The sequence below is a fragment of the Colwellia maritima genome (genome assembly GCF_022669015.1).
GTDB classification, from domain to species: Bacteria; Pseudomonadota; Gammaproteobacteria; order Enterobacterales; family Alteromonadaceae; genus Colwellia; species Colwellia maritima.
Genome location: NZ_JAKKSL010000001.1, coordinates 1945131 through 1969270, shown reverse-complemented (window position 1 = coordinate 1969270; position 24140 = coordinate 1945131). Strand labels below are relative to the sequence as shown.

General features: G+C 36.6%; 27 protein-coding genes and 4 pseudogenes. 10 read left to right on the top strand and 21 right to left on the bottom strand.

The annotated features are described in order from the left end of the window. Nucleotides 1–44: 44 nt before the first annotated feature. From nagK to L3081_RS09620, 5 genes and pseudogenes are all read right to left on the bottom strand, one after another. Nucleotides 45–938, bottom strand: a complete 894-nt coding sequence (gene nagK / locus L3081_RS09640; RefSeq protein ID WP_242285248.1) for an N-acetylglucosamine kinase — start codon at nucleotides 936–938, stop codon at nucleotides 45–47. A 194-nt stretch (nucleotides 939–1132) separates the two neighbouring features. Beyond that, a complete protein-coding gene (locus L3081_RS09635) occupies nucleotides 1133–1432 on the bottom strand; it encodes a chitobiase/beta-hexosaminidase C-terminal domain-containing protein (RefSeq protein ID WP_242285718.1) in 300 nt (99 codons plus the stop codon). A gap of 135 nt (nucleotides 1433–1567) precedes the next feature. After that, a pseudogene (locus tag L3081_RS09630) lies at nucleotides 1568–3765 on the bottom strand (family 20 glycosylhydrolase); the annotation flags it as partial. Between the two features lie 92 nt (nucleotides 3766–3857). Then, on the bottom strand, nucleotides 3858–5588 hold the full coding sequence (locus L3081_RS09625; protein ID WP_242285247.1) for a TonB-dependent receptor: 1731 nt from the start codon (nucleotides 5586–5588) through the stop codon (nucleotides 3858–3860). Beyond that, nucleotides 5551–6531 carry a TonB-dependent receptor plug domain-containing protein gene (locus L3081_RS09620; RefSeq protein WP_242285246.1) on the bottom strand — a complete coding sequence of 327 codons (981 nt, stop codon included), beginning with the start codon at nucleotides 6529–6531 and terminating at the stop codon, nucleotides 5551–5553. The genes L3081_RS09625 and L3081_RS09620 overlap by 38 nt, the downstream gene beginning before the upstream one ends. A gap of 518 nt (nucleotides 6532–7049) precedes the next feature. Between L3081_RS09620 and L3081_RS09615 the strand changes: the two are divergent. Then, a pseudogene (locus tag L3081_RS09615) lies at nucleotides 7050–8066 on the top strand (LacI family DNA-binding transcriptional regulator). 130 nt (nucleotides 8067–8196) lie between these two features. Here the strand turns inward: L3081_RS09615 and rraB are convergent. From rraB to L3081_RS09600, 3 genes are all read right to left on the bottom strand, one after another. Continuing rightward, entirely contained in the window at nucleotides 8197–8547 is a 351-nt protein-coding gene (gene rraB / locus L3081_RS09610; RefSeq protein ID WP_242285244.1) for a ribonuclease E inhibitor RraB, read from the bottom strand. Next, entirely contained in the window at nucleotides 8540–9280 is a 741-nt protein-coding gene (locus L3081_RS09605; protein ID WP_242285242.1) for a 1-acylglycerol-3-phosphate O-acyltransferase, read from the bottom strand. The genes rraB and L3081_RS09605 overlap by 8 nt, the downstream gene beginning before the upstream one ends. A 154-nt stretch (nucleotides 9281–9434) precedes the next feature. Continuing rightward, nucleotides 9435–9614 carry a hypothetical protein gene (locus L3081_RS09600; RefSeq protein WP_242285240.1) on the bottom strand — a complete coding sequence of 60 codons (180 nt, stop codon included), beginning with the start codon at nucleotides 9612–9614 and terminating at the stop codon, nucleotides 9435–9437. Here L3081_RS09600 and L3081_RS26735 point away from each other — a divergent pair. Both L3081_RS26735 and L3081_RS09590 read left to right on the top strand, forming a co-directional pair. Then, on the top strand, nucleotides 9561–9785 hold the full coding sequence (locus L3081_RS26735) for a metal-sensing transcriptional repressor (protein WP_274620395.1): 225 nt from the start codon (nucleotides 9561–9563) through the stop codon (nucleotides 9783–9785). The two genes, L3081_RS09600 and L3081_RS26735, sit on opposite strands and share 54 nt — an antisense overlap. Before the next feature lie 13 nt (nucleotides 9786–9798). After that, nucleotides 9799–10348 (top strand): annotated as a pseudogene (locus tag L3081_RS09590) (manganese efflux pump MntP). 81 nt (nucleotides 10349–10429) lie between these two features. Here L3081_RS09590 and L3081_RS09585 read toward each other — a convergent pair. Further along, a complete protein-coding gene (locus tag L3081_RS09585) occupies nucleotides 10430–10717 on the bottom strand; it encodes a hypothetical protein (protein ID WP_242285235.1) in 288 nt (95 codons plus the stop codon). Nucleotides 10718–11329: 612 nt separating this feature from the next. On the opposite strand from L3081_RS09585, the gene L3081_RS09580 reads away from it, so the two are divergent. The 3 genes from L3081_RS09580 (at nucleotide 11330) to L3081_RS09570 (ending at nucleotide 14420) form a co-directional block, all read left to right on the top strand. Beyond that, the gene (locus tag L3081_RS09580; protein WP_242285233.1) at nucleotides 11330–13486 is read left to right on the top strand and encodes an autotransporter outer membrane beta-barrel domain-containing protein; all 2157 of its coding nucleotides are present in this window, start codon (nucleotides 11330–11332) and stop codon (nucleotides 13484–13486) included. 356 nt (nucleotides 13487–13842) lie between these two features. After that, nucleotides 13843–14046, top strand: a complete 204-nt coding sequence (locus L3081_RS09575; RefSeq protein ID WP_242285231.1) for a hypothetical protein — start codon at nucleotides 13843–13845, stop codon at nucleotides 14044–14046. Between the two features lie 32 nt (nucleotides 14047–14078). Then, on the top strand, nucleotides 14079–14420 hold the full coding sequence (locus L3081_RS09570) for a leucine-rich repeat domain-containing protein (protein ID WP_242285229.1): 342 nt from the start codon (nucleotides 14079–14081) through the stop codon (nucleotides 14418–14420). Between the two features lie 3 nt (nucleotides 14421–14423). On the opposite strand, the gene L3081_RS09565 is transcribed toward L3081_RS09570, so the two are convergent. The 6 genes and pseudogenes from L3081_RS09565 to L3081_RS09540 form a co-directional block, all read right to left on the bottom strand. Then, the gene (locus L3081_RS09565) at nucleotides 14424–15458 is read right to left on the bottom strand and encodes a ferredoxin reductase family protein (protein ID WP_242285227.1); all 1035 of its coding nucleotides are present in this window, start codon (nucleotides 15456–15458) and stop codon (nucleotides 14424–14426) included. Further along, a complete protein-coding gene (locus L3081_RS28170; RefSeq protein ID WP_242285225.1) occupies nucleotides 15434–15757 on the bottom strand; it encodes a ferric reductase-like transmembrane domain-containing protein in 324 nt (107 codons plus the stop codon). The genes L3081_RS09565 and L3081_RS28170 overlap by 25 nt, the downstream gene beginning before the upstream one ends. Before the next feature lie 250 nt (nucleotides 15758–16007). Next, nucleotides 16008–16874 (bottom strand): AraC family transcriptional regulator, encoded by an 867-nt coding sequence (locus L3081_RS09555; RefSeq protein ID WP_242285218.1) that lies wholly within the window; start codon nucleotides 16872–16874, stop codon nucleotides 16008–16010. Nucleotides 16875–16944: 70 nt separating this feature from the next. After that, a complete protein-coding gene (locus L3081_RS09550; RefSeq protein WP_242285216.1) occupies nucleotides 16945–17598 on the bottom strand; it encodes a DsbA family oxidoreductase in 654 nt (217 codons plus the stop codon). A 62-nt stretch (nucleotides 17599–17660) separates the two neighbouring features. Further along, nucleotides 17661–18520 (bottom strand): annotated as a pseudogene (yghU, locus tag L3081_RS09545) (glutathione-dependent disulfide-bond oxidoreductase). 56 nt (nucleotides 18521–18576) lie between these two features. After that, the gene (locus L3081_RS09540) at nucleotides 18577–19125 is read right to left on the bottom strand and encodes a carboxymuconolactone decarboxylase family protein (protein ID WP_242285214.1); all 549 of its coding nucleotides are present in this window, start codon (nucleotides 19123–19125) and stop codon (nucleotides 18577–18579) included. A 335-nt stretch (nucleotides 19126–19460) separates the two neighbouring features. Between L3081_RS09540 and L3081_RS09535 the strand changes: the two genes are divergently transcribed. The 3 genes from L3081_RS09535 to L3081_RS09530 all read left to right on the top strand — a co-directional run bounded on the left by L3081_RS09535 (nucleotide 19461) and on the right by L3081_RS09530 (nucleotide 20954). Continuing rightward, nucleotides 19461–20015, top strand: a complete 555-nt coding sequence (locus L3081_RS09535; protein ID WP_242285204.1) for a TetR/AcrR family transcriptional regulator — start codon at nucleotides 19461–19463, stop codon at nucleotides 20013–20015. A 168-nt stretch (nucleotides 20016–20183) separates the two neighbouring features. Then, the gene (locus L3081_RS29015) at nucleotides 20184–20468 is read left to right on the top strand and encodes a DMT family transporter (RefSeq protein WP_420839719.1); all 285 of its coding nucleotides are present in this window, start codon (nucleotides 20184–20186) and stop codon (nucleotides 20466–20468) included. Nucleotides 20469–20537: 69 nt separating this feature from the next. Continuing rightward, nucleotides 20538–20954, top strand: coding sequence for an ACT domain-containing protein (locus tag L3081_RS09530; RefSeq protein ID WP_242285203.1), 417 nt, complete (start codon nucleotides 20538–20540; stop codon nucleotides 20952–20954). A gap of 24 nt (nucleotides 20955–20978) precedes the next feature. Here the strand turns inward: L3081_RS09530 and L3081_RS09525 are convergent, their stop codons facing one another. From L3081_RS09525 to L3081_RS09500, 6 genes are all read right to left on the bottom strand, one after another. Next, nucleotides 20979–21227: a hypothetical protein gene (locus tag L3081_RS09525; protein ID WP_242285201.1), complete on the bottom strand. Its 249-nt coding sequence runs from the start codon at nucleotides 21225–21227 to the stop codon at nucleotides 20979–20981. A gap of 10 nt (nucleotides 21228–21237) precedes the next feature. Beyond that, complete coding sequence (locus L3081_RS09520) at nucleotides 21238–21501, bottom strand: hypothetical protein (protein ID WP_242285198.1); 264 nt, start codon at nucleotides 21499–21501, stop codon at nucleotides 21238–21240. 34 nt (nucleotides 21502–21535) lie between these two features. Beyond that, entirely contained in the window at nucleotides 21536–21886 is a 351-nt protein-coding gene (locus L3081_RS09515) for a hypothetical protein (RefSeq protein WP_242285196.1), read from the bottom strand. Nucleotides 21887–22314: 428 nt separating this feature from the next. Continuing rightward, nucleotides 22315–22860 carry a PIN domain-containing protein gene (locus L3081_RS09510; protein WP_242285187.1) on the bottom strand — a complete coding sequence of 182 codons (546 nt, stop codon included), beginning with the start codon at nucleotides 22858–22860 and terminating at the stop codon, nucleotides 22315–22317. A 103-nt stretch (nucleotides 22861–22963) separates the two neighbouring features. Continuing rightward, entirely contained in the window at nucleotides 22964–23233 is a 270-nt protein-coding gene (locus L3081_RS09505) for a type II toxin-antitoxin system RelE/ParE family toxin (RefSeq protein ID WP_242285185.1), read from the bottom strand. After that, nucleotides 23230–23496 (bottom strand): CopG family ribbon-helix-helix protein, encoded by a 267-nt coding sequence (locus L3081_RS09500; protein ID WP_242285183.1) that lies wholly within the window; start codon nucleotides 23494–23496, stop codon nucleotides 23230–23232. Before L3081_RS09500 ends, L3081_RS09505 begins: the two co-directional genes overlap by 4 nt. A 421-nt stretch (nucleotides 23497–23917) precedes the next feature. On the opposite strand from L3081_RS09500, the gene L3081_RS26720 reads away from it, so the two are divergent. Beyond that, complete coding sequence (locus L3081_RS26720; protein ID WP_274620393.1) at nucleotides 23918–24040, top strand: hypothetical protein; 123 nt, start codon at nucleotides 23918–23920, stop codon at nucleotides 24038–24040. The last annotated feature ends 100 nt before the right edge of the window (nucleotides 24041–24140 follow it).

The following is a 24140-nucleotide window of genomic DNA, read 5'->3' as shown; positions in this document are numbered from 1 at the left end:
ATACTTAATTTAATGCTTAATTTGCTGTTTAATTCGATAAATAATTACAACAAAGCGAGTTGTTGCTGCGCGAATAATATAGAGCCAATTTCAGGGGGAGAAATTGGCTCTTCTAGCTTATCTTGTACGTCTTGATCTAACCAAGGTCGTAATCGTGGTGTTAAGCCACCAATGAGTGAAATACGAGGCGGGTTTTGCATTAATAGCTGACGTCCAACTTTACTCATATAACTAGCACCTTCTTCAATAATGCTCTTAGCAACAGAATCACCTTCTTCTGCCGCATCAAATACAATATTAGCCATATTTGCGTAAAAGGCAGCAGATTTACCTGCGATGGCTTCAACAAGATCTATTCCTTTATTCACACCATGCAAAGCAAATAATTTTTCATCAATTGTTGAATTTTGAACTAAGCCATCTAATGACATTAATGCGTGCTTTACCGCTTGAAAGCCAAACCATGCACCACTACCTTTATCGCCATGAGGAAAACCATGTCCACCTAGCGTATAAGAGCGACCGTCAACATATGAAAATCCACAAGATCCAGTGCCTGAAATCATCACCGCACCATCCCTTCCTTCATGCGCCCCTAAACAAGCAATAAGTAGATCCGTGGTTAAAAACATTTGTTTAAATGGATGCTTCCAGTTAGACATTTTTTCAAATAATACCGGTAAATTAACCCCTGCTAAACCAACACCGGCATTGAGGTTTTCCAGAGTAATATCACTCAATCCAGTATCAGCCAAAGCTAATTTCGCAGACTCCGTAATAGAATCGATGGCTTGTTGATATCCATGTAAAGGGTTAGCGGGACCAAGAATGCCTGTGCCTAGTATTACATTATCGCCAGACACAATAATGGCTTTGCATTTACTGCCACCACCATCAATACCTAGAAAATATTCTTTCTTGTCACTGCTACTCGACATCTTAACCTCATATTCGTGTTTTATTCATGATAACGCTGAAAAGAGTTATCAAAATTAATTCTGTTTTCATATTAACCATAAATGACAGCGTTGTCATTTATTTTTTTAAATTTAATTTGAAATTTTTATATTCCCCCCTAGCACAAACCTATAAAACATAACGTAACCAAATGATTTTATGAGTATTTAACGGCTTACTCAAACGCTATGGTCGTTGTACGCCCTTTTCGCTTACCATCAAAACTTATTGCGCGTACTTTTACGTCTTTGCTAACGGCAACAGGCATAGAATATAGTTTCCACTCTTTATTATCGACTTTGTATTCTATTGCTATACCAGGAAAGGCTATATTTGCCATTAATGTGCCATTTTTAATCACTCCGCCAACGGTAGGTAAACGATAAAAAATATTATCATTCTCTAATTTAGGCAACGCTTTTTGACCAATTGTATTAGCAAAAACAGTCCATTGTTGATCACGTTTCTCTTTCATCTTTTCAGTAAAAACGTGCGACTGTTGATCATAAACGGCACCTTTATAATTATATGGTACAGCCCACTCAGCCAAATGCCACGCTCTTTCGGCTAAAGCAAATAAGCGAGGAAAAATTTTATACTGCGCAACATTATCTGTTCGTGTGTTTTCACTCCACAGTTGTCCTTGAATACCTAAAAAGTGATGATCGGATTTCAGTGGTGTTTTAGTGTCATCAGCTGTGTAGGCATTATCTTGTCGATCCAACCAAAACTCAGCATGCACGGGCAAATTATCAGGCATAAACTGAAACACTTTTTCGGTGTTGGTGTGTCGTGAAGCCCAATAATAACCATGCTCTTTAGGATCCGCTTCATAAGGAAAATCAAAGTAAAGCACATCGGGTGATGACAAAACAACTTGCCAACCTCTATTCACCAGTTGATGAGCTTTATTATGCCCAGACCAAAATAAAACATCCCAAGCATTGGCCTGAACGATAGCCGGCATATGCTCTTTTCGTGTATGCTCCATACCATCGCTCCACCTGCTGTTTCAATATTTAAATCAGATAAAATACCCGCCACTCGTTCGATAAAATAGGCGCCAAGCTCGTTCATATTATTAACACCTTTATCGTTATTAGCGACAAAGTCTTTACATGCTTGCGACTCAAGCCAAGCGCCGGCAGTTTCATCTGCACCAATATGATAACGCGTTAACGGTTGCCCCGCATCGGCATGTATTTTTTTCACTTGCGTCATGACTTCGCTAACAAAGTCATACGAAGACTCTAAACAGACATTAATGGTATTATCGTTATAAAATTGTACTGACGAATAAACCGTTGGATCATTATCATCTTGCAATATATATTGCTGAGCTTTTTCAGTCTCTTCAGCAATGGAATATTTTTTACTACGTGCAGCCATTGCCTTAATTGCGGAACGTGAATGGCCGGGCATATCTAACGATGGAATCACTTGAATATGGCGAGCAGTAGCGGCTTTTAATATTTCTTGATAATCTGCCACACTATAATAACCATTAACAGCACTGGTATTATCAACCCCTGCGCCAAGTTGTGGCATCAGGCAATAATCATCTTTAAGATCTAAACAGCGCACACTACTCACTTCAGTTAGTTCGGGTAATGAAGGTATTTCTAAACGCCAACCTTCATCATCCCCCAAATGCAAATGTAGCTTATTGAGTTTATATGCCGACATTTGTTCCAGTAACGCTAAAATAAAAGCTTTGTCGTGAAAATTACGCGCCACATCAACTAATAAACCGCGAAATTGATAATGAGGCTCATCATCAACCACTAACAAAGGTACTTGAGTCTTTCCTAAAGTAATAAGGCTTGATAGCGACTGTAATCCGTTAAAAACACCAGATGAATCAGTGCCTATCACGTTAATTACATCAGCTGATATTGCTAATTGATAGCTGCCTATCGGTTTACTGTCATCACTGGCAATACCAAGTTTAAGTGGTACGCCTGAATTACTACTTTTAATACCAACACGATTTAATCTCGCAATGGCAACTGAAACAGTTGACTTTTCAACATTGCCAAAATCCACTTTTAACCCAGTTGCTAGATCTAGCATCGCATTATTTTGATCATAAATAATCGATTTGGGTGTAGGAATAATGACGTTATTCACATCGAGTTTAGATTGACCTAGTTTTAAGTTACGTTGATACAGTGCAGCACTATTTAACCATTGAGTTGAATCAGAAGCAGAGCGTTTAAATTGCTTTTCATAAGCAGTAAAAGCCACAACATGAGGTAATACTTCTAAACCAGTTTCAGTATCAACAGTCGGAACGGTACTACTAATCACTAAGGGTAGCGTACCATTAGCACTTACAATATAATTTGGCATCGCATCGGATTCAGCCAAAGACCAAAACATGGCTCTAAATAATAAGGTTTTAGTTTCACCTTTAGCAAAACCGTTAAAGCCTTCTTTTAGCGTTATTTGATGTAAATCACCATTAATGTGTTTAACAGTAAAGTCGTCACTTTCAAAGGATTGAATTGGTGCTATTTGACTAAAATATATCGTCCAACCTTTGGCTGTAATCGCTTCTTTTGCTGTGAAACTTAATGCCACTTCAAAACAAGCGCCATCCGCCACTTTAGCGTTGCATTGGTTAGAAGGAATGTTAGTAACAACACGATAACTCACATCAAGCTCCTCAGCAAGACGCTCAATATCATATTGGTTCGCTAAAGTTAAAGACGAATTTGATGGTGTTTCATGTAAATTTTGTGGCGTTTTTTCACAGCCAGTCACCAGTAAAAGTAATAAAAAAAATTTTATTAACGCGTTATTCATTACATCACCCATTATTATCAACCAAGACGAAGGCTAGTGATTAAAATAAAAAAACCTCACTTAAAAGCGAGGTTTTACATACTTTCCAAATATTAAAAGCTTACATTAAGCCCAAGCACAAAACGACGACCATTTTGATACACTGACATTAAGCGACTTTCTTTACCATCATATTCAATCACTTCTTCATCGGTAAGATTTACTGCTTCAAAAACCACATTGAAATTTTCTGAAATAGTATATGAAGAACTAAAATCTAATTGGCCATAAGATTTATTCCACAATTCAGCCCCTGTCCAAGAAACTCCTTTATACCACTCAGTACGATAGTTATACATTAAACGAGCCCCAAAGGTTTCATTTTCATAATACGCGGTAGCATTAAACATATGGTCAGATGCACCTTCAACAAGGCCTGACCCTGCAACACCTTCCACGCGTGCTTGATTGCTATCGGCATTTGTATAAGTGTAGTTACTCGCAAGACCAAAATTACCAAAGGCTTGTTGATAACCAATTTCTAGTCCATCAGTACTGCCCCCCAAACCATTATCAGGACGATTAATCGTTACATCTACCCATTCATCATCTTGCTCATTAAAATAAGGAGCAATATATGAACCAGTTGTACGGTAACTTTGAATATCTTTATAAAAGTAAGCGACAGACACAACGGATGAATCATCAAAATACCATTCCCATGTCACATCAAATTGATCCGCAATTTGAGGTTTTAAGTCTGGATTTCCCGATGTTCCTGTTGGGAATTCAACATTAAGTGCACCAACACTTTCAATTGGCGCTAAATCACTATAATTAGGTCTAGACATTACACGAGCTGCACCAAAACGTACAATTTGATTTTCTGTTGCATCAAAGGCAATATTGAAACTTGGTAGTACTTCAGTATAGTCGCGCTTTTCAGTAACCCACTCTAAATAAGCAGGAGTCAACCAGTCTACATCAACATTGCCTGATTTGCTGCCAACCGTATTTAAACCCCAAGAATCCAGGCTAAAGTTGTAGCTTGACGCTGTTTGAGATGTTTGTACAACCCTGACACCCACATTACCTCTAAATGAATCACCTGAAAAATTACCTTGAGCATATAGCGATAAAATTGATTCGTTAATATCCCAAATTTCACCCAACGAATCACTAATTGCATAATCAGCATCACCGCCAAAACCTAATTGCATAAACGCTTCACGATCACCTGCGCGTTGCTCTGTTAAATTGCCATTAACTACATTGTCTGCAACAGATTCAGTACCCGTTGTTTGACCACAAGTGTCTAATGTAGGACATTCATCAAAAGCCCACCACATATAACCATCAGCAACATTACTTGTACCTGGCGCGTGCCAACTATAAGCTTGTCTACCTTGTGAACGATCATGATCTCTATATTTAATACCCACATCCACACTGCTAAATGGTCCATAATCAACATCTAAATTAAGATCTAACTGACCATAGCTTTCTTCATCTGTCGTCGGTTTATTTCCGCCCCAAGTCCAGTTTTGTTTCCATTTGCTGCCATCAGTAGGATCAACACCACTAATAGCTTCACGATTTGATAAATCAAAAGAATAACCTGATTCAGCACCCGATACATTTGGAACAAAACTCCATGATGTTTCATTATAGGTGCCACCTGACGCTTCAGTCATACCAATTTGGGCATGTAATGTATAATTACCACCCGTGTAATTCATATCTAAATCATAAGAAGACGTTTCGGTGCTTGACTCACGGTTAATAAAATCCCATTCGTAAGATCCATCACCTGCCACAGTACCAAAGATAAATATCAGACCCATTAACAGAGGTATTGGTAAGCGCTAATAAATTATTTTGTGGGCGCAGAAGTAAGTTGGAATTGGCATTATTAGCATCCATGCTTGAGTCTAACAAATTTAATGTGAACTCTAGATTATCTGTAGGTACATATTGAACACTAGCAAAAACCGTTTGACGTTCTCTATCTTGTTTAAAAATTGGCACACCAATATCTTTAGGTGCTCGCATGCCATTTTCATCTCTTGAGGGTCCACCTAAAACTTCTAGCCCTTCACGTTGCACAGTACGATCTTGCTGAGTTACTGATAGCAACACACCAAAATTTTCGTCTTCATTTTTCCAAGAATATAAAGCGTCTATTTGTGGGTCTGTTTTCTCTGACGTTTCCGAGTACTGGGCTTGTAAACCTAAATTAAAAGTATTGGCATCAAGCTCTAAGGGTTTACGAGTGCGCAAAACAATAGTACCACCAATAGAGCCCTCATCACTTTTTGCTTCTGGCGTTTTATATACTTCTAACCCTTTAACTAAAGATGAAGGTAATAAAGTAAAATTAAAACCACGTGATGGATTATCTAAAATAAACCAATCTGCTGTAGCAACATTTTGGCCATTTAATAACGTTCTATTTTGTGACGGACCTGAACCACGAATTGTAATTTTTTCACCTTCACCAAATTCGCGGCTAACACCAACCCCGGTAATGCGTGAAAGAGATTCAGCTACGTTTTTATCTGGAAACTTACCAATATCTTCTGACGTAATAACATCAACAATACTATCAGAAAAACGTTTAGCATTTATATTTTCCTTCATACTGCCCCGAATACCAGACACCCGAATGACTTCCATTTCTTTTTCTGCTGCATCTTCGGCAGCCATCACCATTGGCGCAACACCACCCGCTAAGATTAAAGCGATTGAGCTCGCTAATACGCCTCTTTTAAATGTTGTAGTTGACATCGACTTTCCCTCACACATGTTTTATAGAAATATAATTATAATTTAACAACTTCATTAAGACAGCGCTGTCTTTTTAAATGACAGCGTTGTCATGAATTAGATAAACCATACACAAAAAATTCTATTATGGCTAGTCAATATCCTAAATAAACCGACACTAAATAATTAAGTGACTGTATTTAAATACAATTTACTTATGATATTTTGTATACAAGATAAGTAAAAGTTATCGTTCTTTAGTCAAAATTAGCCTAAAAATATAAATTGATATAAAAAAAAGAACTTTATCGATGTATATTACTGCATGCCTTTTGTATTTTACTCAGGCAAAAGTTACTTTTAGGCTCTTTTTAGAACTCTTTTTAGAGCTCAAAATACCCAATAAAAAAAGATCTCTTTATATGGATGCCTAATTAGTAGTTGCCGAGCTTTCAATAAAAACATACCCTATAGGGCTCTGACGCCATGTAGAGGGCGAATGCACCATATAATAATCCTATTTAAGGCTACACAAATAGATGAAAGCGACAATCAATGACGTTGCCAAACAAGTCAAGCGTTTCAATAAAAACTGTTTCAAGAGTTGTGAATAACGAACCCTCAGTGAGGCAGTCTACGCGAGAAAAGGTAATGGCAGTTGTCGAAGCTCTGCAGTACCAACCCAATTTAGCCGCCAGAAATCTAGCGGGTAGTAAAGCCTTTACTATTGCATTTATATATGACAATCCAAATGCTTATTACATTATAGATATGCAAAATGGTATTTTAGAAGCGTGTAAAAAATTAGGTTTTGAATTATTAATCCATCCGTGTAGTGCCGAGTCCAGTGATTTACTAGCATCTATCACTAACATGATTAAACATTCACGCATTGCTTTGGCTTAGTTTTAACGCCTCCTTTTTCAGAAAACCCAGAATTTGTTAAACATATATTAGCGCCGGACGTTGACGTTGTTCGAATTATGTCTGGTGACAAACAGCCTGATGAGTTAACGCCCTGTATTATGGTTAACGATTATGAAGCATCAGTAAGTATTACCCAACACCTTATAGATTTAGGTCATAAAGATATTGCTTTCATAACGGGGGAATCAGAGCATAAGTCGACTATTGAGCGCTTAAAAGGTTATAAACAAGCCTTATCTGACAATAATATTGCTATAGATGAGCAATTAATTATACAAGGAGCTTATTCATTTGAATCTGGTGTAAATGGGGCAAAACAACTATTAACGTCAACAAGAAAACCCAGTGCAATTTTTTCATGTAACGATGAAATTGCCGCAGGTGCATTATTTGCATCACGGTTAATGGGTGTTGCAATTCCTGAAGAACTTTCAATTACGGGATTTGAAAACAGCCCTTTTTCTCGTCAAACATGGCCAAGATTAACAACCGCTGATCAGCCTACCCAAAAAATTGCTGAAAACGCCGCTAACTTATTAATTGCTACTTATAGAAAACAACCGATCAATCACATAACTACGCAATATACACCCCAACTTGTTGTGAGAGACTCAACAGGGCAACATTAATTTCTAAAACGTAATTGGTCAAAAAGTATAGTTAAAAAACAAAAAAGTATAGTTAAAAAACAAAAATCAAAGCATTACGCTTTGATTTTTATATTACGACTGAACGCTAACTATCTCAATATAGGCTAAGTTACTCTTCGAAGTAAGTTCCCCAACCGTCATAATCTACGTTGCACTTTTGAGCTAATTCAAACATTGCTTTCGTTTCTGCTCTAAGTAATTCAGCATTTAACATTTGCTCAGTAACAATATCAAAGGCAAAAACTTTATCGCCATTTTCAAGCTCTGCTTCCTCTGGCTCTTCGATCTCAAAACCCAATTTAAATGCAGCAATCGCCGCCTTCTCAAGTAAATCAAAATTTTCACTGGCAAAGTGATGCTCTATCGTGTGATAAACTTCTTCATTCGTACCATCTTCTAACAACTCACCAACAAGGGCATCAGTATGTTCAAACCACTGTTGTAATTCTTCATTAATCATTTTTTTGTCCCTTTGCTACTTCTTCGTCGAGTTGACTAATTTTAGCTTTCATCAAAGCATGTACTTGGTCCGTAAGATTACGAGCGCTAACATTTTTATCTTCAGGCATATAAACAGGATCTAATAGCTCTATAATCATTTTACCATTATTCCAACGACCTAAACTAAAAGATTCTCCCTGACTACTTGCACAAATAGGCACAATCGGTACATTAGCTTTCATCGCGGTTCGAAATGCACCTGTTTTGAAAGGTAAAAGACCGCGCCCTTGGCTTCGTGTTCCCTCAGGAAACATCCATACAGAAAGTTTATTCTTTAGAATTTTATCTACCGTAACATTCATAGTGCCCATGGCTTTATTGGTATCTTTACGGTCAATTAGAATATTACCCGTTAACCAATACATTTGCCCAAAAATGGGGATCCATTTTAAACTTTTTTTACCTACAGTTACCGTACCTGGCTGAACCGCATTAGCCACAGTAAAAACATCGTAATTACTTTGATGATTAGTAACATAAATCACCGGACCTATATTTTTAATAGAATCTGGTATTCTAACCTCAACATCCAAACCGAGAAGTTTAGTAATTTTACCTAAATATTTAGAGGTATAATAAACATTATCTCGATGAAAAGGTCTTAACAAACAGTAAAAACATGAAATAATACATATAGATAGAAAAACAAACGACATCAAAATAAAACGTAAAAGTGTTAACAAACGATACATTCCTAATAAAATTTAAGGCGGCGAGTATAGCAAACTAGCAAGCCTCAATAAAACAATTACTGTCATTTTGATTCACAGTAACATAGCAAGATAATTCTTACGCTTGTTATTGCGACTTACTAAGTCACAATAACAAAAAATAAAGGCCATAGGATTACATTTTTGAAGGTAATAATTCAACAGAAACATGAAATAATTGAAGTAAATATTGCTTTAATATATGCTTATATTCTTCATTACTTAGCCGTTTATCTGATGAAATAGAAATCATAGCTGCTTGATGCGAAGCGACTATTTTCCATACAGGAAAATCGTTAATTTTAGTATTGTACATGCCCGTTATTTCATTGCAAATAAAGCAATTAAAGGCGCAGTAAATGGTTTGATGAATGTAGTATTAGAAGAACATATTAGAGAACACTTAGGTGCTGACGATATTACTCAGCAACAAAGACAAGAAGAAGTAGAGCAAATTAACTCTGCACTTAAAAGCTATTTAAAATAATGATAGGTTCTAAATGACTGAAGTTTTAATACTTGCCGCAGCTTTAAGTATGGATGCTTTTGCTGTGTCGATAGGCTTAGGCTCGAAACACGAAAAAAATATTAGATCATTGGCCCTGATGTCGGGTATATATTTCGGTATATTTCAGGGAATTATGCCCCTAATAGGATACCTAGGAGGAATGGGTATTCTTGGTTGGGTAGAGTCTTATGCAAAATGGATAGCATTTATACTTTTATTATTAATAGGATGTAAAATGATCTATGAATCTTTTTCAGAAGGAATTGAAGAAGATATAGTTAGAATCACCCATAAAGTGATGCTAATTCTTGCTATTGCGACCAGTATTGATGCGATGGCAGCCGGCTTTACATTAACACTAATTGATGTAAACCCATTGCTTGCATGTTTTCTTATTGGTATCACAACTTTTTTATTTAGTTGTCTTGGGGTTATTATTGGAAGAAAAACGGGTAGGCTGGTTAGAACACAAAGCTGAATTACTTGGTGGTGTTATCTTAATATTGATCGGTTTAAAAATTTTTTTATTCACTGAGTTATAGCGGTTTCATTAATTAAGTGATCTATTTTATATGTAGAAAAAATTGCTAAATACGAGGTTTTTATTTCAATTACTAGTTGTTCTAATTATTAAATAACCAACCACAAGATGCGTTTGTGGACGTTACTGAAGAGCCAATGACACAAGAAACTAAGAAAGAATATAAGGCCCCGACTAATGAGACTAGTAAGCAAGCAAATAAATGAAACTCAGTACAAGTTTCATTTAATAAAATAACTAAAGAAATCAAACTACTCAATTGAAACGGATAAGTTAATATAAAGTGCTGTAGACTGATTGTTCTTACACTACCAGTACTGTGACAAACCTCACAACTCATCCACCAATCACGCGTATTATAAATAGCCATCACCCGACCATGTTAATGCAAATAGATCGCCCGGTTCGACTCCCTCTCTTACCACCGAACCCACCACATATCCACTTTGGTATTCCAAACGGTATTCCAATAACTTAACACAAGCATAACTATCATTTAAAAACAAAGACGTAAACAACCTAATTAGAGTTCCCCCCGCTCCACCAATTGTGAAGATTAAGACGCGTCCTAGCGTCTTTTTTTATGCCTGAAATTAGATAAATAGTAGCTCAAAGCTGTATTTAACAATTATTAACATTTTTATATCATCACACCTCAGCACTTAAGTTGTCATGCAATTAATAACTTAACTTTAACATAGTTGAACCTACCTAATAAAAATCTGCCCCAAATATGACCCATTGGAATTTAATAACCTTGACCATGGCTTCGGATCTTCGGGTAACTCAGCCCAATGAGTTATATTTACACCATAGCAACGTTCTGACGTAGTCTAATTGATGACGTGGTCAAGCACCAACTTGTTTAGATCAAGTGATTATAGATAAGGTAATTAGCGAACTACGCCCCGTTGCATAATACTTAATTCACAGCTACTATTATTCTTTATAAAAAATTTGAACTACTTAAAGGGAAAAGCGTATGAGAAGACACTTTCTGGGCGGAAATTTACTGTTAACTAAGTTTTTAAAAATTAGTTTTTTATTACTTTTGTTATCGACAGTTTTTTCTGCGAATGCAAGTTATCCATTTGTATTTGGTGGAGTTAATGATAAAAACCCAAATATTGGCGTTGATATAGATAGTAATTCTGATAATCCAGAATGTATGGCTATAGGTGGTAATGGATTTTTATATGTAGGTGGTGATTTTATTGGCGACAATATAAATTTTTCAGCTAACTTTAACGTCGCTACTAGCCTAGTAACCAGTGCGCTTAATGATACAAACAGTGCCTACACTGACGATGGATTTATCGCTGCATACAATGCTAACACCCAATTACAGTGGGTAGTTGCATTACAAGGTGCGGGTACTGATAAAGTTAGTGCTATAACAGCTGATGACACTGGAAATACTTACGTCACGGGAAGTTTTAGAAGTACGCATAATAGTGATATGACAGTCAATCGAATCTCTACTATGGGTGTGGTTACACCACTTGGAGATTATAGTACTGCTGATAATTGGACAAAAGCATATATTATGAAGCTTTCTCAAACTGGCGCTTTGCTTTGGTTTAAGGTATTAGACGGCAATGCCCCAAACAGTGACTCAAAAGGACAGACAATAGCGATAGATAAGAATCAAAATGTCTATGTTGGCGGCGAGTTTGCTAACGTAATAGATTTTGATCCTAGTGCCAATGAAACGGTTATTAGCTCAGCTCAAAATGGCTTAAATGATCCTGAAGATCCCCCTGGTAGCGATGCTTTTGTAATGAAACTAACAGGAAATGGCGACTTTGTTTGGGTTAAAACCCTGGGTGGTGAAAACAATGGTGATGAAGTTAACCAAATCGTAGTGGATAGTGCTAATAATGTGTTGTACATAGGTGGTACGTTGTCATCAGATGATGGTGGCGTAAATATGAACGGAAGTGTGAATACTTTAGAATTTACGTCTACTGGTGCTGCGGATGGTAGTGGTACTGATTCAGGCGATGATTTTTCTTTTGTACAGAAATTAGATGCAACAAACGGCAATATTATCTGGAGTAAAGCATTTTTAGCTGATGCTATTGATGATGAATCAGAAAGCTCTATTAGTTCAATTGCTGTGAACTTGGGTGATGGCTCAGTTTTTGTTGCAGGTAGTTTCGACTCTAATATTGATTTTAATCCAGATCCAAACACGACTAATACAAGCCAAAGTCAAGGTAGCAATGACGATTTATTCTTTGTTAAGTTAGATACAAATGGTGTTTACAAGTGGCATGGAACATTAGGAAATGCAAATACAGCTGAAGATACCGACGAAGGTATCGATGCGATCCACTTTGGTAACAATAAATTATATATTTCAGGTGATTATAATGGTGCAGTACAAGTCGGTTCAGGGACTGCAGCTAACATTGCAGTTTGGGCGAATAATATTCCTGCATCAAACGGCGACCAAGATGCGTTGTTGTTACAATTAAACCCTACCGATGGTAGTTTTATTTGGGCCAGAAATTTTGGAGGTACAGCTTATGATACCGGTGATTCATTTGCTCAAGATAGCTCCAACAATGTTTACTTTGCGGGTCAGTTTAAAAATACAATTGATTTAGACCCTTCAGTAGAGGTTTTAAATAAAACCACACAAGAAGGTAATGGCATAAATGGGCGTGATGCTTTTGTGGTTAAACTTAGCGAGAATGGTGGCTTAATTACTAACAATAGCCAACCACCTATAGCTCAGGCACAAGCGCTGTGGAATTATGTTCAGCAAGGTCAATGGAGCATGATTGATGGTTCGGCATCTTACGACCTTAATGGTGAAACCCTTACTTTTAGTTGGCGTCAGGTGAAAGGACCTAGATTAACCATGCTTGATAGTGAGCAAAATGAATTAACCTTTATTGCACCATTTGTTACTGATATCGTTGAAATAGTCATTGAGTTAGTCGTTAAAAATGGAGCCTATAATAGCCAACCTGTTCTGGTAACATTTAATGTTGGTCCAGGCGCAGCCCAAGAAGTAGGTACGGTTGAGATTGTAGATTCTTCTGATGGTAGCTCTTTAAGCTTTATTGGTATATTTTTACTTATGTTCATGGCTATTCGCCGCAATATAACAAGTAATAGAAAAGCATAAGTTTATTTGAACAGTAAGGACAAGCCAAAAAATTGTTAGCGCTGTTTGTATGGTTTTGTCATTTGCAAGAGTAACTTAGTAAATAGCATTAAAATCCGATGAAGTATCTTCATCGGATTTTTTCATTTTGAAATGAAAAGACTAAAGACGCTTTTGACAGGCGCCTAGTACCTTTGTTTTCCTAGTGCCTTTGTCGGACTGATGTCCGCCCTACATTAGAGCTAGGCTCTAGGCGAAGAAACTAGGCTCTAGGTTCTAGGGCTTAGCGTGTGACTGTCGGATGTTGAGATTACCTTCTATCGACATTTCTTTAATACCCTGCTCTAGTCCATAGAGTTTAGATTTAACTCAGTAAAGTGAATACCAATATCCATAGTGTATTTAAGTTGATGGTGTTCATTGAAGATAGCAATTTAAGAAGCTGTGTTAGTTCAACTAATGTAGAAAATATTGAAGATGTTACAAACTTAAATTGTGATGAACAAAATATAGAGTCTATCGCGGGTATTGAACAATTCACTAAACTTACTAATTTAAGCTTAAACAAAACAAAATTATAAGTATTGCAGCCCTTGATGAAATGCAGCAATTAGTGTCTCATTCATTAAATGCAACCCCTGAACTGTTGTGGCGCTTTCCTTTAGATTGTATGTATTACCTATGTGATATTTGTGCACTAGAAAATCTAACAAATCTAGCAGTTTTGAACTTAAGTGGCCATCTCATTAATATAGCCCCATTAACACAATTATCTTCTTTAACTGAACTCAATATAAGCTCTAATAGGCTAACCAATATTGATGCACTACAAAACCTAACACAACTTACTAAGCTCAATATGTATTCTGTTTCTAAGTCATATAGTAAGCCATTAGATTTCACAGTATTACAATATTTAACACAATTAACGTATTTAAATATTATTAACTATTGAGAATTATCGCATCGCAAACAGCTCTTGATGATAGTGATTAGATGTCAAACCATTGGTTAAAAAGTCTGTTCGTAAAGTATCACCAAGTCCAGTGGGACCACAAAACCATAAGCTTGCGGTATGCCACTCGGGTACGATTGCTCGAATTTTTTCAGGTGTCAAACGCCCATCCTTTGGCGTTACCGTTATATGCAGCCTTACGTTTGCCGCCAAGGCGTCTGCAGTAAGTTTATTAATAGCCGCTTGATCATAGTCGGTGGTCACGTGAAACAAATCAATCTCTTGCTGACCCGGACATTGCGCTAGATGCTTCATTTTAGCAATAAAGGGCGTAATCCCTATACCTGCGCCTACCCATATTTGTCGTGGCAAGGTATCATTAAAATCAAAACAACCATAGGGCCCTTCTACGGTTACTGGCATGTCCACTGACAACCATTGTTCTAGTTGACCAGTCCAATCTCCAAGTTGTTTGATAATAAAGGTCAAACTCGGATCGTTTGGGTTCCACGCCGAAGCAATAGTGTACGGATGTGCGCCTTCAGTATTTTTTGACGTCACAAAAGCAAATTGACCTGGTAAGTGTCCCTCCCAACCTTGTTCAAGGTGGATACTACCTTCAATAACCCGTACCCCGGGAAAAGCATTAAGCGACTTGATTACACCTTGCACTTTGCGTTGACGTCCAACCCGCCCAGTTAGCACCCAAAATGCCGATACTGTGCCGCTCAATAACAAAACAGCCATGATCCAACCAATAGGCTGTATCCAATATTCAGTGTTGAGCAACACCAATGTATGATAAACCAGAACCAGATAAGCCAACGCTAGCCACTTATGGGTTTTCTTGAATAAGTGATAAGGAAATAACTTGATTAGCGCCAAAACAATTAATATTACGGCCGCATAAAATGCCCATTCACCGAGGGATTCAGCAAGCCCACGCCGGCTACGTAGCCATTGTTCCATTTGAGTAAAACCCCCACCAGAATGTCCTTTGCGCTCAGGACGGTTCAACCAACCCCACCAACCATCCATTTAGTACCCTTGGCGAACCACCAATGTGAAATAGAGAAAATTAGACCAGTAATGCCCGACCATTTGTGCAAACGATACATTTTGTCTAACCCGTTTAACGGACGTTCCATCCAATTAGGCCGAGTTGATAACAGCATTGCCGCACTCATCATACCTATTCCGATTACGCCCGTGTATTGAACGAAAACAGAACGGAATGAAAAATAGGTGAAAGGATCAGGAAAAAAGGTGTCTGCTAACAGCCACGCTGCACTGAGTAGCAAAAATAGTGACCCAAAGGTCCATTTAATATACTTCACTGTAGAATTACCTCCACGAGTTTGAGGAGCTAAGTAGTTTGCAGAGTCAGATAGCCGTAACTTGTGACAATGACTCCCCACCAGGCTATCCTCCGAAACGGTGGGTTCACGTTAAAATTAGAGCCATCATTAATATATTACTCAACGAATGCAATATTACTCAACTAATGTGGAGGCTAGCATGTATAATTTTAACATGTTTCTATGAGATCCGTTACCCATAGAAGATCACAAATTCATGCAATGAGCCCTACTTAATTGGCAAATATATGTCAGTAATCATCTCGTTTTCAGCCACATCAGGATAAAATGTCACCCTTTCGAAAAAAATAGGAAAATCTCGCAGTGTATAATTTGAAGCATTCAACCAGGTTAAATAAAGGTAATTCACCGCTAAACCGATAGTGTCATCGCTACCCACATGACGAATTAACGCGCATTTACCTGCAGGAATTGTTTTATTTACGATTCCTGCCGTGTTTCCTTCAAGTAAGTGTGGGATGGAACATGCAATATCAAATCGATAATCTTTTGCATCAACAAGGTTCGGATCATCGTAAACTAAATTAAATGTTTTACTTTTAGTTGGTGGTAGCTTGTTTTCTTTTCGCCATTGAATAAATTTTTGGATTGTATTTCCAAGCATATTCGGCGGGCCTCTATGTTCTATTGCTCCTATTAACGTTTCGGGGAAATCAACAAGATCAACCGTAAAATTACCACTATTATTCATGATTTTACTCCTTAAAATTATAATAGGTTCATATGTCGCATCCCATGAAGCCCAATTAGGTGACAGCCTAAAACTAGACGGGCTTTGATTAAACCGTTTTTTAAATGCTCGAGAAAACGCTTCATGGCTTTCATAACCATTGGTTAATGCTATTTCCAACACCTTTTTATCATCACGATAGGCTAATTGGTATGCTGCTCTTTTCAACCGAAGTAGTTTTGCAAGCGACATAACAGACATACCAAAGAAAGCAGAACATTGCCTGTGAAAATGATATTTTGATAAATACACACGTTGGCAAAGTTTATCAATATCAAGGTTGGTATCAAGATTTGCTTCTATATAGTTAACCACATCAACAAACCTGTCTTGATATTTTGTCATTTCACTACCTCTTTATTAGCCTCTGCAAATATTACAACCTATAGAGTGTAAAATCTTGACCAAACTTGCGCTAAACAGTTAACGACGCTGATAATTCCTGCAGCACTTGCTTGAATGTTTCTTGGGGTTGAGCACCAGTAAGCGCACTTTTTCGGTTAAATACTACGGTAGGTACACCCGTTACCCCCATTTGTTGCCATTGTGAAATTGATGTTTTCACTCTACTTTTGAGAGCTTCATCTGCAAATACTGCTTGTGACTGTGCTTCGTTGATGCCAACAGTTTCAGCTTCTTTAATCAGTACTTTTCGATCAGATACATCTTTGTGCTCTGTGAAAAAGGCAGAAAACAAGCGCATTTTAAGTTCAGTTTGCTTACCTATTTGATGTGCATAATCAAGTAACAAATGCGCATCAAACGTATTGACTATTTTCATACCATCAAAATAGTTAAAGTTAAAACCATATTCGGCACCCGCTTGTGTAATCGTTTCTCTTGCACGATCACTATCTGCTTTCGATGAACCATATTTTCTGGCCACATGTGCGCGTAACTCTTCACCTTCAGCAGGCATATCAGGGTTAAGTTCAAAAGGTTGCCATTCAATTTCTACTTTATCTTGCAAGCCTAACTCGGCAATAGCCGCAGCTAAATGCGTATAACCCACAATACACCAAGGGCAAACAACATCTGAAATGATGTCTAATTTAATTTTTTCACTCATATTGAATCCTTTAAAACTTAAGTAACCTCAGCTCAGGTTAACTATTGTGCACAATATATCGCTTACTGCTCAGGTTTTAACGCTAAAACGTTATCGATATCTTCAGCACTATGACGATTTTCAACTTGTTCCCATTCCTCACCCCAAGTTCGATTAACAATCATACCTCGTTGAACTGCAGGACGCGCTAGCATTGTATTTGCCCATCGTTGCACGTGCGCATACTCATTTACACTTAAGAAGTCTTTTGCATCATAAAGGTTACCCAGTACAAGATTTCCATACCAAGGCCATATTGCAATATCAGCAATACTTAATTCATCTCCGGAATAAACTCATTCTTTTCGAATTGCTTGTTTAGTAAATCTAATTGGCGTTTGATTTCCATAGTAAAACGATTGATTGGATACTCAAATTTTTCTGGTGCGTAAGCATAGAAGTGACCAAAACCACCGCCTAAATAAGGCGCAGAGCCGTGCAACCAAAATAACCAATTGAGTACCTCTACACGTTTAATTCCGTCTGTTGGCAGCAGCACACCATATTTCTCAGCAAGATAGACGAGTATAGAACCTGACTCAAAGATGGCAGCGTTGTTATCAACTGAGCGATCCACCAATGCGGGAATTTTTGAATTAGGGTTAATAGCAACAAAACCTGAAGAAAATTGATCCCCTTCCGCAATTTTTATCATATGAGCATCGTACTCAGCCTCTTTACCTAACGCTAATAATTCTTCCAACATAATGGTAACTTTTTGCCCATTAGGCGTGCCCATTGAATAAAGCTGAAGGGCATGTTTGCCAACTGGTAAAACTTTCTCATGTGTAGCCCCTGAGACAGGACGATTAATACTCGCCCACTTCCCACCATTTTCGGCGTCGTGCGTCCATATTTCAGGCGGTTCATATTGATTATTCATATTCATAACTCCTATACGTATTTAGCAAAACTAATACAATAAATTAAGACAATAAACTATTTAGTCCAAGCAAATTGCTCAAACATTGCATCAACCGGTGTATGCGCAACGTGATTAACATAGTTACTAATGACTTTTTGCGATAAGCCAAGGATCACTTCTAATATTTGTTTGTGGCCATAACCGGCAGCAATAAAATTGTCTATTTGTGCTTTGGTAACATTACCGCGAGTACGTACTACTGCCAACGTAAAGTCGTGTAACGCTTGTAATTTTTCTGACGGCATAGGCTGTTTATTGCGTAGTGCTTCAGTAATAGCAGGATCAACTTTCATTGAATGTGCAATTCCCGTATGCGCAGGTACACAATAATGGCACTCATGCTCAACATTGATAGTTTGCCACACAACGGTTAATTCCTCTGCATTAAAAGAAGTTGCCGTAAATAACTGATGTAGTTGTTGGTATGCTTTGAACGTTTCTGGTGATTCAGCCATAACCGCGTATAAACCTGGAATACTCCCCATTTGTTTTACTGCGCCTTCTAACATTGCTTTACTTGCTTCTGGTGCTGTTTCTACTGTGTGTTTTATAAATTCGCTCATTACTTCTCCGATCATTTAAATAAATATAACGTTAGCCAAAGTCTAACGAATAAGAATAGAGGGTTAATAGAAACCTCCCTCACATATAGAAGTGAACTATAAATCAACTTGAACGAACGTTCAATAAATATTTGAGCGATCGTTCATATATTTTCACTAAAGAAACATACCTAATTGATTTCAATAGACAATATAGTTTTTATCTTTGACTGAAATGTTTTATCCTTTTATCTTTACGTTAAAAGAAGAACCTTCTATAATTGAACGATTGTTCAAAGAATGCTTTTTTATAGGTAATACCATGGCTAAACCAAAGAAAATTTGATCGCCAAAAGGTGATAGATAAAGCAACTAACCTTTATTGGAAAAAAGGGTTTCACGCAACGTCAATGCGTAATTTGCAAACTGAAATAGATATGCGTCCTGGTAGCATTTATGCTGCATTTGGCAGCAAAGATGGATTATTTAAAGAAGCATTAAGAAACTATACTGATATAACACTTACACTGCTTGAAAAATTAAAAGTTAAATATAAATCGCCCACAGAGGTATTGAAGGCATTTATAAAAATTCAAGTTGTTGATACCGCAAAGGATTCACCTAACGGTATGTGTATGTTAGCTAAAACAATTGGCGAATTAACTGAAGATAATCAAACGTTGATTGATACAACCAAAACTTACATGAACGAAATAGCGAGTGAATTTATAAAGCTAATTGAACAAGGTCAAGCCATGGGAGAAATCAACAAAGACAAAAATAGTAAAGATCTTGCCATACATGTTCAAATTCAAATTGCAGGTTTACGAACCTTTGCCAAAATAAGTAATGACAAAAGTAAATTAGAAACAATGATTGACAATATTTTTGTTCATTACCCCTTCAATTAAAAAATGCATCTATAGTAATTTCACTTTGTCAGTTTTATTTGCTAAAGTTCACTTGCATTAAGTCAGTATCGATGTGAGGACGACCTCACCGCTCTATTTTTTCAGGGGACGACCCCTATATTTAATAGGGTGTTTCTATGAGTTGGTTTATCTTATTTATCGGCCGGAATTTTAGAAGTCGGCCGGTTAGTTGGTATTCAAAAATCTAACTCTTTTACAAATATCCCCTATGTTTTATTGGCTGTTTTATCTATGACACTAAGCCTAGTGTTGTTTTCAATAGCAATAAAAAACATTCCCATTAGCCACGCATATCTGGTTTGGTTAGCAATAGGCGCGTCATCAATTTCAATCATAAACCATTATTTTTTTGAGCAACCGCTTTCAATGCAACAATTATTTTATTTTTGTTTAATATTTGCCGGTGTGCTTGGTTTAAAAATATCTAACTAATACTTTTATAATGAATAATACAATCAATAATACAATCAATAATACAATCAATAAATTGAGGATATAAATATGTCTGGTGAAACAAATTTAACAAAATTAATCACATCGATGACACCTGTTTTAATCGATAATGAATACGTATTTGGTACGCTTGAAACGTATGATTATGAGCAAGTACTTCGGCTTAATCCTATCAGTACTTTTCAAGAACAAGAAGGGTTAACCGTTATATTAACCAAAGAAAAAGCCGATGAATCTAACATTTCCTACTCAGGGGTTTTTAAGTGTATTACCTTAAATGTTCATTCAAGCCTTGATGCTGTTGGGTTAACCGCAGCGGTTTCAACTAAATTAACACAAAAAAACATTAGTGCGAATGTTGTTGCAGCTTATTATCATGATCATGTTTTTGTTGCAGATAAAGATGCAGAACAAGCATTATCCGCACTTATTGAACTAACTAAACAAACTAAACAAGGTATTTAATAATAAAGTGGGGGGTGATTTTCTCTAATTTCCTCCACTGTCTTCAATGGCTTTTGATAATTTATTCTGTCTATCATCCATTAATTTCTGAACGTTGTTTGCCTCTTTAAAAACATCTAATACGTTATTTGGTGCGCTAAATTCATTGCTTGGTAATACTTTGACCTTGCTTTTATCTTTCTTAGACTCTGGTGGATTTATAGTACTTACATCCAACGCAGGCAACACCATAACATCATCAGGGTTTAGGGTTAATTCCTGACTATTGCTCATTTCATTGGGTTTATCTGAATAAGTCCAATTTCCATCCGAATCTTTCCAAATGCCGGTAAACTTTAATATCATCACTTTTTTGCGATGTAAGGTTCTTATAAACCTTGTTTAGTTTACCTGTTACTAGGTTAACTTTCTCTTCAATTTCTAAAGTGCTAGGTGCAAAAGCATCTATTGAAAGCCAAGGTTCACCATTAGGCTGCTTAAGAACAAATAGCCCCAATACAGCAAGCGCGAGCACTAGTGATAATATATAAATAAACGTTTTCATCATTATTTGGGCTTAATAAAGTATGTGGAATTCAGTATTAGGCTTTTGAAAGTTCTATTTCTTTAACCTTTTGATAATTAATTTTTAAAACAATACCACAGGATAAAAGTGAAAAAAGCATAATTTGAATCGACGAAACATCTCTAATTACTGAGAATAGTATTAAAATAACGGGGTAAATAATCAATGAATAAAGTGGTATAACCTTTAGCTTATTCAATATAGAACCCCCTACCAAAAAAGCACTCAATAAAATCACTATTAACCACATGTCCCAAGCAAATAAATTTAATCCTTTAGGGTTCAATATGGCTAAATCTATCGTAATTTCACTATATGACATGAGTTGTAAGAATAACACGGCTAATATTTGAAAAATAAGCTGCACGCTAACAAGGTTAATCAGGGATAATCAGGGATAATCAGGGATAATCAGGGATAATTTTAAGCCACTCTTCATTTCCATGAAGGATGTTTCAAGTTCGATATTCGTGTTTTGGTACACAATAATTCCTTTTATATTGTTTTGGGAAGGGATAACAAATCTAGAAGATGAACACTATTATATCCTATAGTATCAGTGGATTGATAATAAAAAATCGTTAAAAATCGTTATCAGATCAGAAATGATTAACATGGGTGGTTTGATTAATTTATAAGAGTGCCTAAATAAATGTTTGCCGTAAACGAGCGTTTAATGGCTAACTGACATAACGAAGAAGGCGAATTTACTGGTTGAACATAATTAGCTACCTAGCGGTAGCTAAAAGAACACTATTGCCTATTGTCTATTGACGCGAGATGGGCTCATATGTGTTAGTATTTATATTGTACTCCACTCTCAGATACTGTTAATACATTTTGATTAATTAACTGATTTAAGTAATTTTGAATAGCCACCTCATTACCTTTAGCTTTCATATGGGAAGCTATATGGTTTCTTAAACTGACAACTTTTTGAGGGCGTTTTTCTTTAGGTTTAGATTTTAAACTATGAATTAACTTGGATATTTCACCTGAGGCATTCACCATTTTAACTTGTTTACAGGATCGACCATTGGCTTTGATATGCGCAATTAACGGTGTGAAACCATTGTCATTGGTAATTACTTCGAAGCTAACATTAGATGCGGCTTCTTGAGTATATTTACCAAGGTAATAAGATAGATGAAAGTCCAAATTGTTAGCTTGAGTTGCTTTAATTTGAATTAAAACTAAGTTGATCGGAGATTCGTACTTTTTATCTCCAAAATCTATTTTAGGTTGTTTAGCACCGACAAAAACAATAACTTTTTCGTAAACGGATAAATCCAACTTACTCAAACAACCAATATTTTCGTAGTCTATAAATGCCCACTTCATGTGATAAAACCTCCATAAATGCTAACAAGCTTGTAGTGAAGATCCGGCCCACAGGCTCTTTTGTGGGCGACCATTGATACACTTGTTACAAGTCTTTTTCAATTTATTTGCCGTGCCAAACCCGAAGTATAAAAATGGCTTCCTGACCAATAAGGTACCTAACAGTATAATTGGTAACAAATAAGTCTCTGATCTTTTCTGGCTCTGGGAACCGTTGAACCGACAAGCCAATTTCAGAAAAATCTTTCAGTTTTTCGATACCAGAAAGAAGCTTCTGTGCTACATGTTTTGCAGCATATGGGTTCTTTGCTGCAATAAACTCTCGTAGCCGAACTAAATCATCAATTGCTTCTGGTGAATACTGAATTATCATACTTTAGGTGGCGACAATTCTTCATTGCTTCCCAAATATCCGGCCCACGCAGCAACTTCATTACCATCTATAGTTTTGCCAGACTTAATTGAGTTTAAAGCTTCCAGCGTATCTTCCCGGCGAGCATCATCCATTGATTGCCGTTGGAGAAACTCTTTAATAGCTTGATTTATGATATAGTTCTTAGATCTATCTAACTTATGAGCCAAATTTTCAAGTGGTAGCTCCACTTCAGAATTTAGACGAATACTTGTAACAGCCATTTTATTTACCTCTTAATGTATTCACTTGTAGTACATTATAGTACAAATGGCGAAGCAGCGTATAGAACTTGTAACAAGCTTGTAGAATAACTCGTTTATCTATTAATTAGAAGGATGAACTTCATGTTTAAACACGACATCGATCTTTCTATTATGTAAATTTAAAAACCTGCAACAACAAAATACACCATACTTATCAATAAGTTAATGTAAACCCATTAACTGATTGATGAGTAAAAGGTTAGTAAAAACCTTTTACTCATGCAAATTACATAATCTTCAACTTTAGTGTATTTACGCACAGTCAACAATAAAATAAACAATCACAAAACATCTAAACTAAAAAGAAGATTTATCATGGGTGGCCTGATAAGTTTTAACCAATACAAAAAGTGATAAAAACTGTGAGTGTAAAGGCCAAGTGATTGCCAACATAGGCGTGGCAGAAACAAGTATGGCTACAGAAAACATTGCTGAATCAAGCGTTGATCTTGCTAAATTAGCAACCGAACTAGAAAAAGCAATGTCAGTATTTAAAGTGTAGATATTTTTCGCTTTTTTGATGAGTTATTTTTTCGTCTGTATTTTTTAACCAAACTAGCATAATTACGTCATATCCTTGTCATAATTAACTCTTAATGTGA

Bases quoted from the DNA above. Each gene is read 5' to 3' on its own strand.
- nagK (WP_242285248.1), bottom strand. From the start codon at position 938: ATGTCGAGTAGCAGTGACAAGAAAGAATATTTTCTAGGTATTGATGGT.
- L3081_RS09635 (WP_242285718.1), bottom strand. From the start codon at position 1,432: ATGAAAGAGAAACGTGATCAACAATGGACTGTTTTTGCTAATACAATT.
- L3081_RS09625 (WP_242285247.1), bottom strand. From the start codon at position 5,588: ATGGGTCTGATATTTATCTTTGGTACTGTGGCAGGTGATGGATCTTAC.
- L3081_RS09620 (WP_242285246.1), bottom strand. From the start codon at position 6,531: ATGTCAACTACAACATTTAAAAGAGGCGTATTAGCGAGCTCAATCGCT.
- rraB (WP_242285244.1), bottom strand. From the start codon at position 8,547: ATGATTAATGAAGAATTACAACAGTGGTTTGAACATACTGATGCCCTT.
- L3081_RS09605 (WP_242285242.1), bottom strand. From the start codon at position 9,280: ATGTATCGTTTGTTAACACTTTTACGTTTTATTTTGATGTCGTTTGTT.
- L3081_RS26735 (WP_274620395.1), top strand. From the start codon at position 9,561: ATGCGAAGCGACTATTTTCCATACAGGAAAATCGTTAATTTTAGTATT.
- L3081_RS09600 (WP_242285240.1), bottom strand. From the start codon at position 9,614: ATGTACAATACTAAAATTAACGATTTTCCTGTATGGAAAATAGTCGCT.
- L3081_RS09585 (WP_242285235.1), bottom strand. From the start codon at position 10,717: ATGGCTATTTATAATACGCGTGATTGGTGGATGAGTTGTGAGGTTTGT.
- L3081_RS09580 (WP_242285233.1), top strand. From the start codon at position 11,330: ATGAGAAGACACTTTCTGGGCGGAAATTTACTGTTAACTAAGTTTTTA.
- L3081_RS09565 (WP_242285227.1), bottom strand. From the start codon at position 15,458: ATGGATGGTTGGTGGGGTTGGTTGAACCGTCCTGAGCGCAAAGGACAT.
- L3081_RS09555 (WP_242285218.1), bottom strand. From the start codon at position 16,874: ATGACAAAATATCAAGACAGGTTTGTTGATGTGGTTAACTATATAGAA.
- L3081_RS09550 (WP_242285216.1), bottom strand. From the start codon at position 17,598: ATGAGTGAAAAAATTAAATTAGACATCATTTCAGATGTTGTTTGCCCT.
- L3081_RS09540 (WP_242285214.1), bottom strand. From the start codon at position 19,125: ATGAGCGAATTTATAAAACACACAGTAGAAACAGCACCAGAAGCAAGT.
- L3081_RS09530 (WP_242285203.1), top strand. From the start codon at position 20,538: ATGTCTGGTGAAACAAATTTAACAAAATTAATCACATCGATGACACCT.
- L3081_RS09525 (WP_242285201.1), bottom strand. From the start codon at position 21,227: ATGAGCAATAGTCAGGAATTAACCCTAAACCCTGATGATGTTATGGTG.
- L3081_RS09520 (WP_242285198.1), bottom strand. From the start codon at position 21,501: ATGATGAAAACGTTTATTTATATATTATCACTAGTGCTCGCGCTTGCT.
- L3081_RS09510 (WP_242285187.1), bottom strand. From the start codon at position 22,860: ATGAAGTGGGCATTTATAGACTACGAAAATATTGGTTGTTTGAGTAAG.
- L3081_RS09505 (WP_242285185.1), bottom strand. From the start codon at position 23,233: ATGATAATTCAGTATTCACCAGAAGCAATTGATGATTTAGTTCGGCTA.
- L3081_RS09500 (WP_242285183.1), bottom strand. From the start codon at position 23,496: ATGGCTGTTACAAGTATTCGTCTAAATTCTGAAGTGGAGCTACCACTT.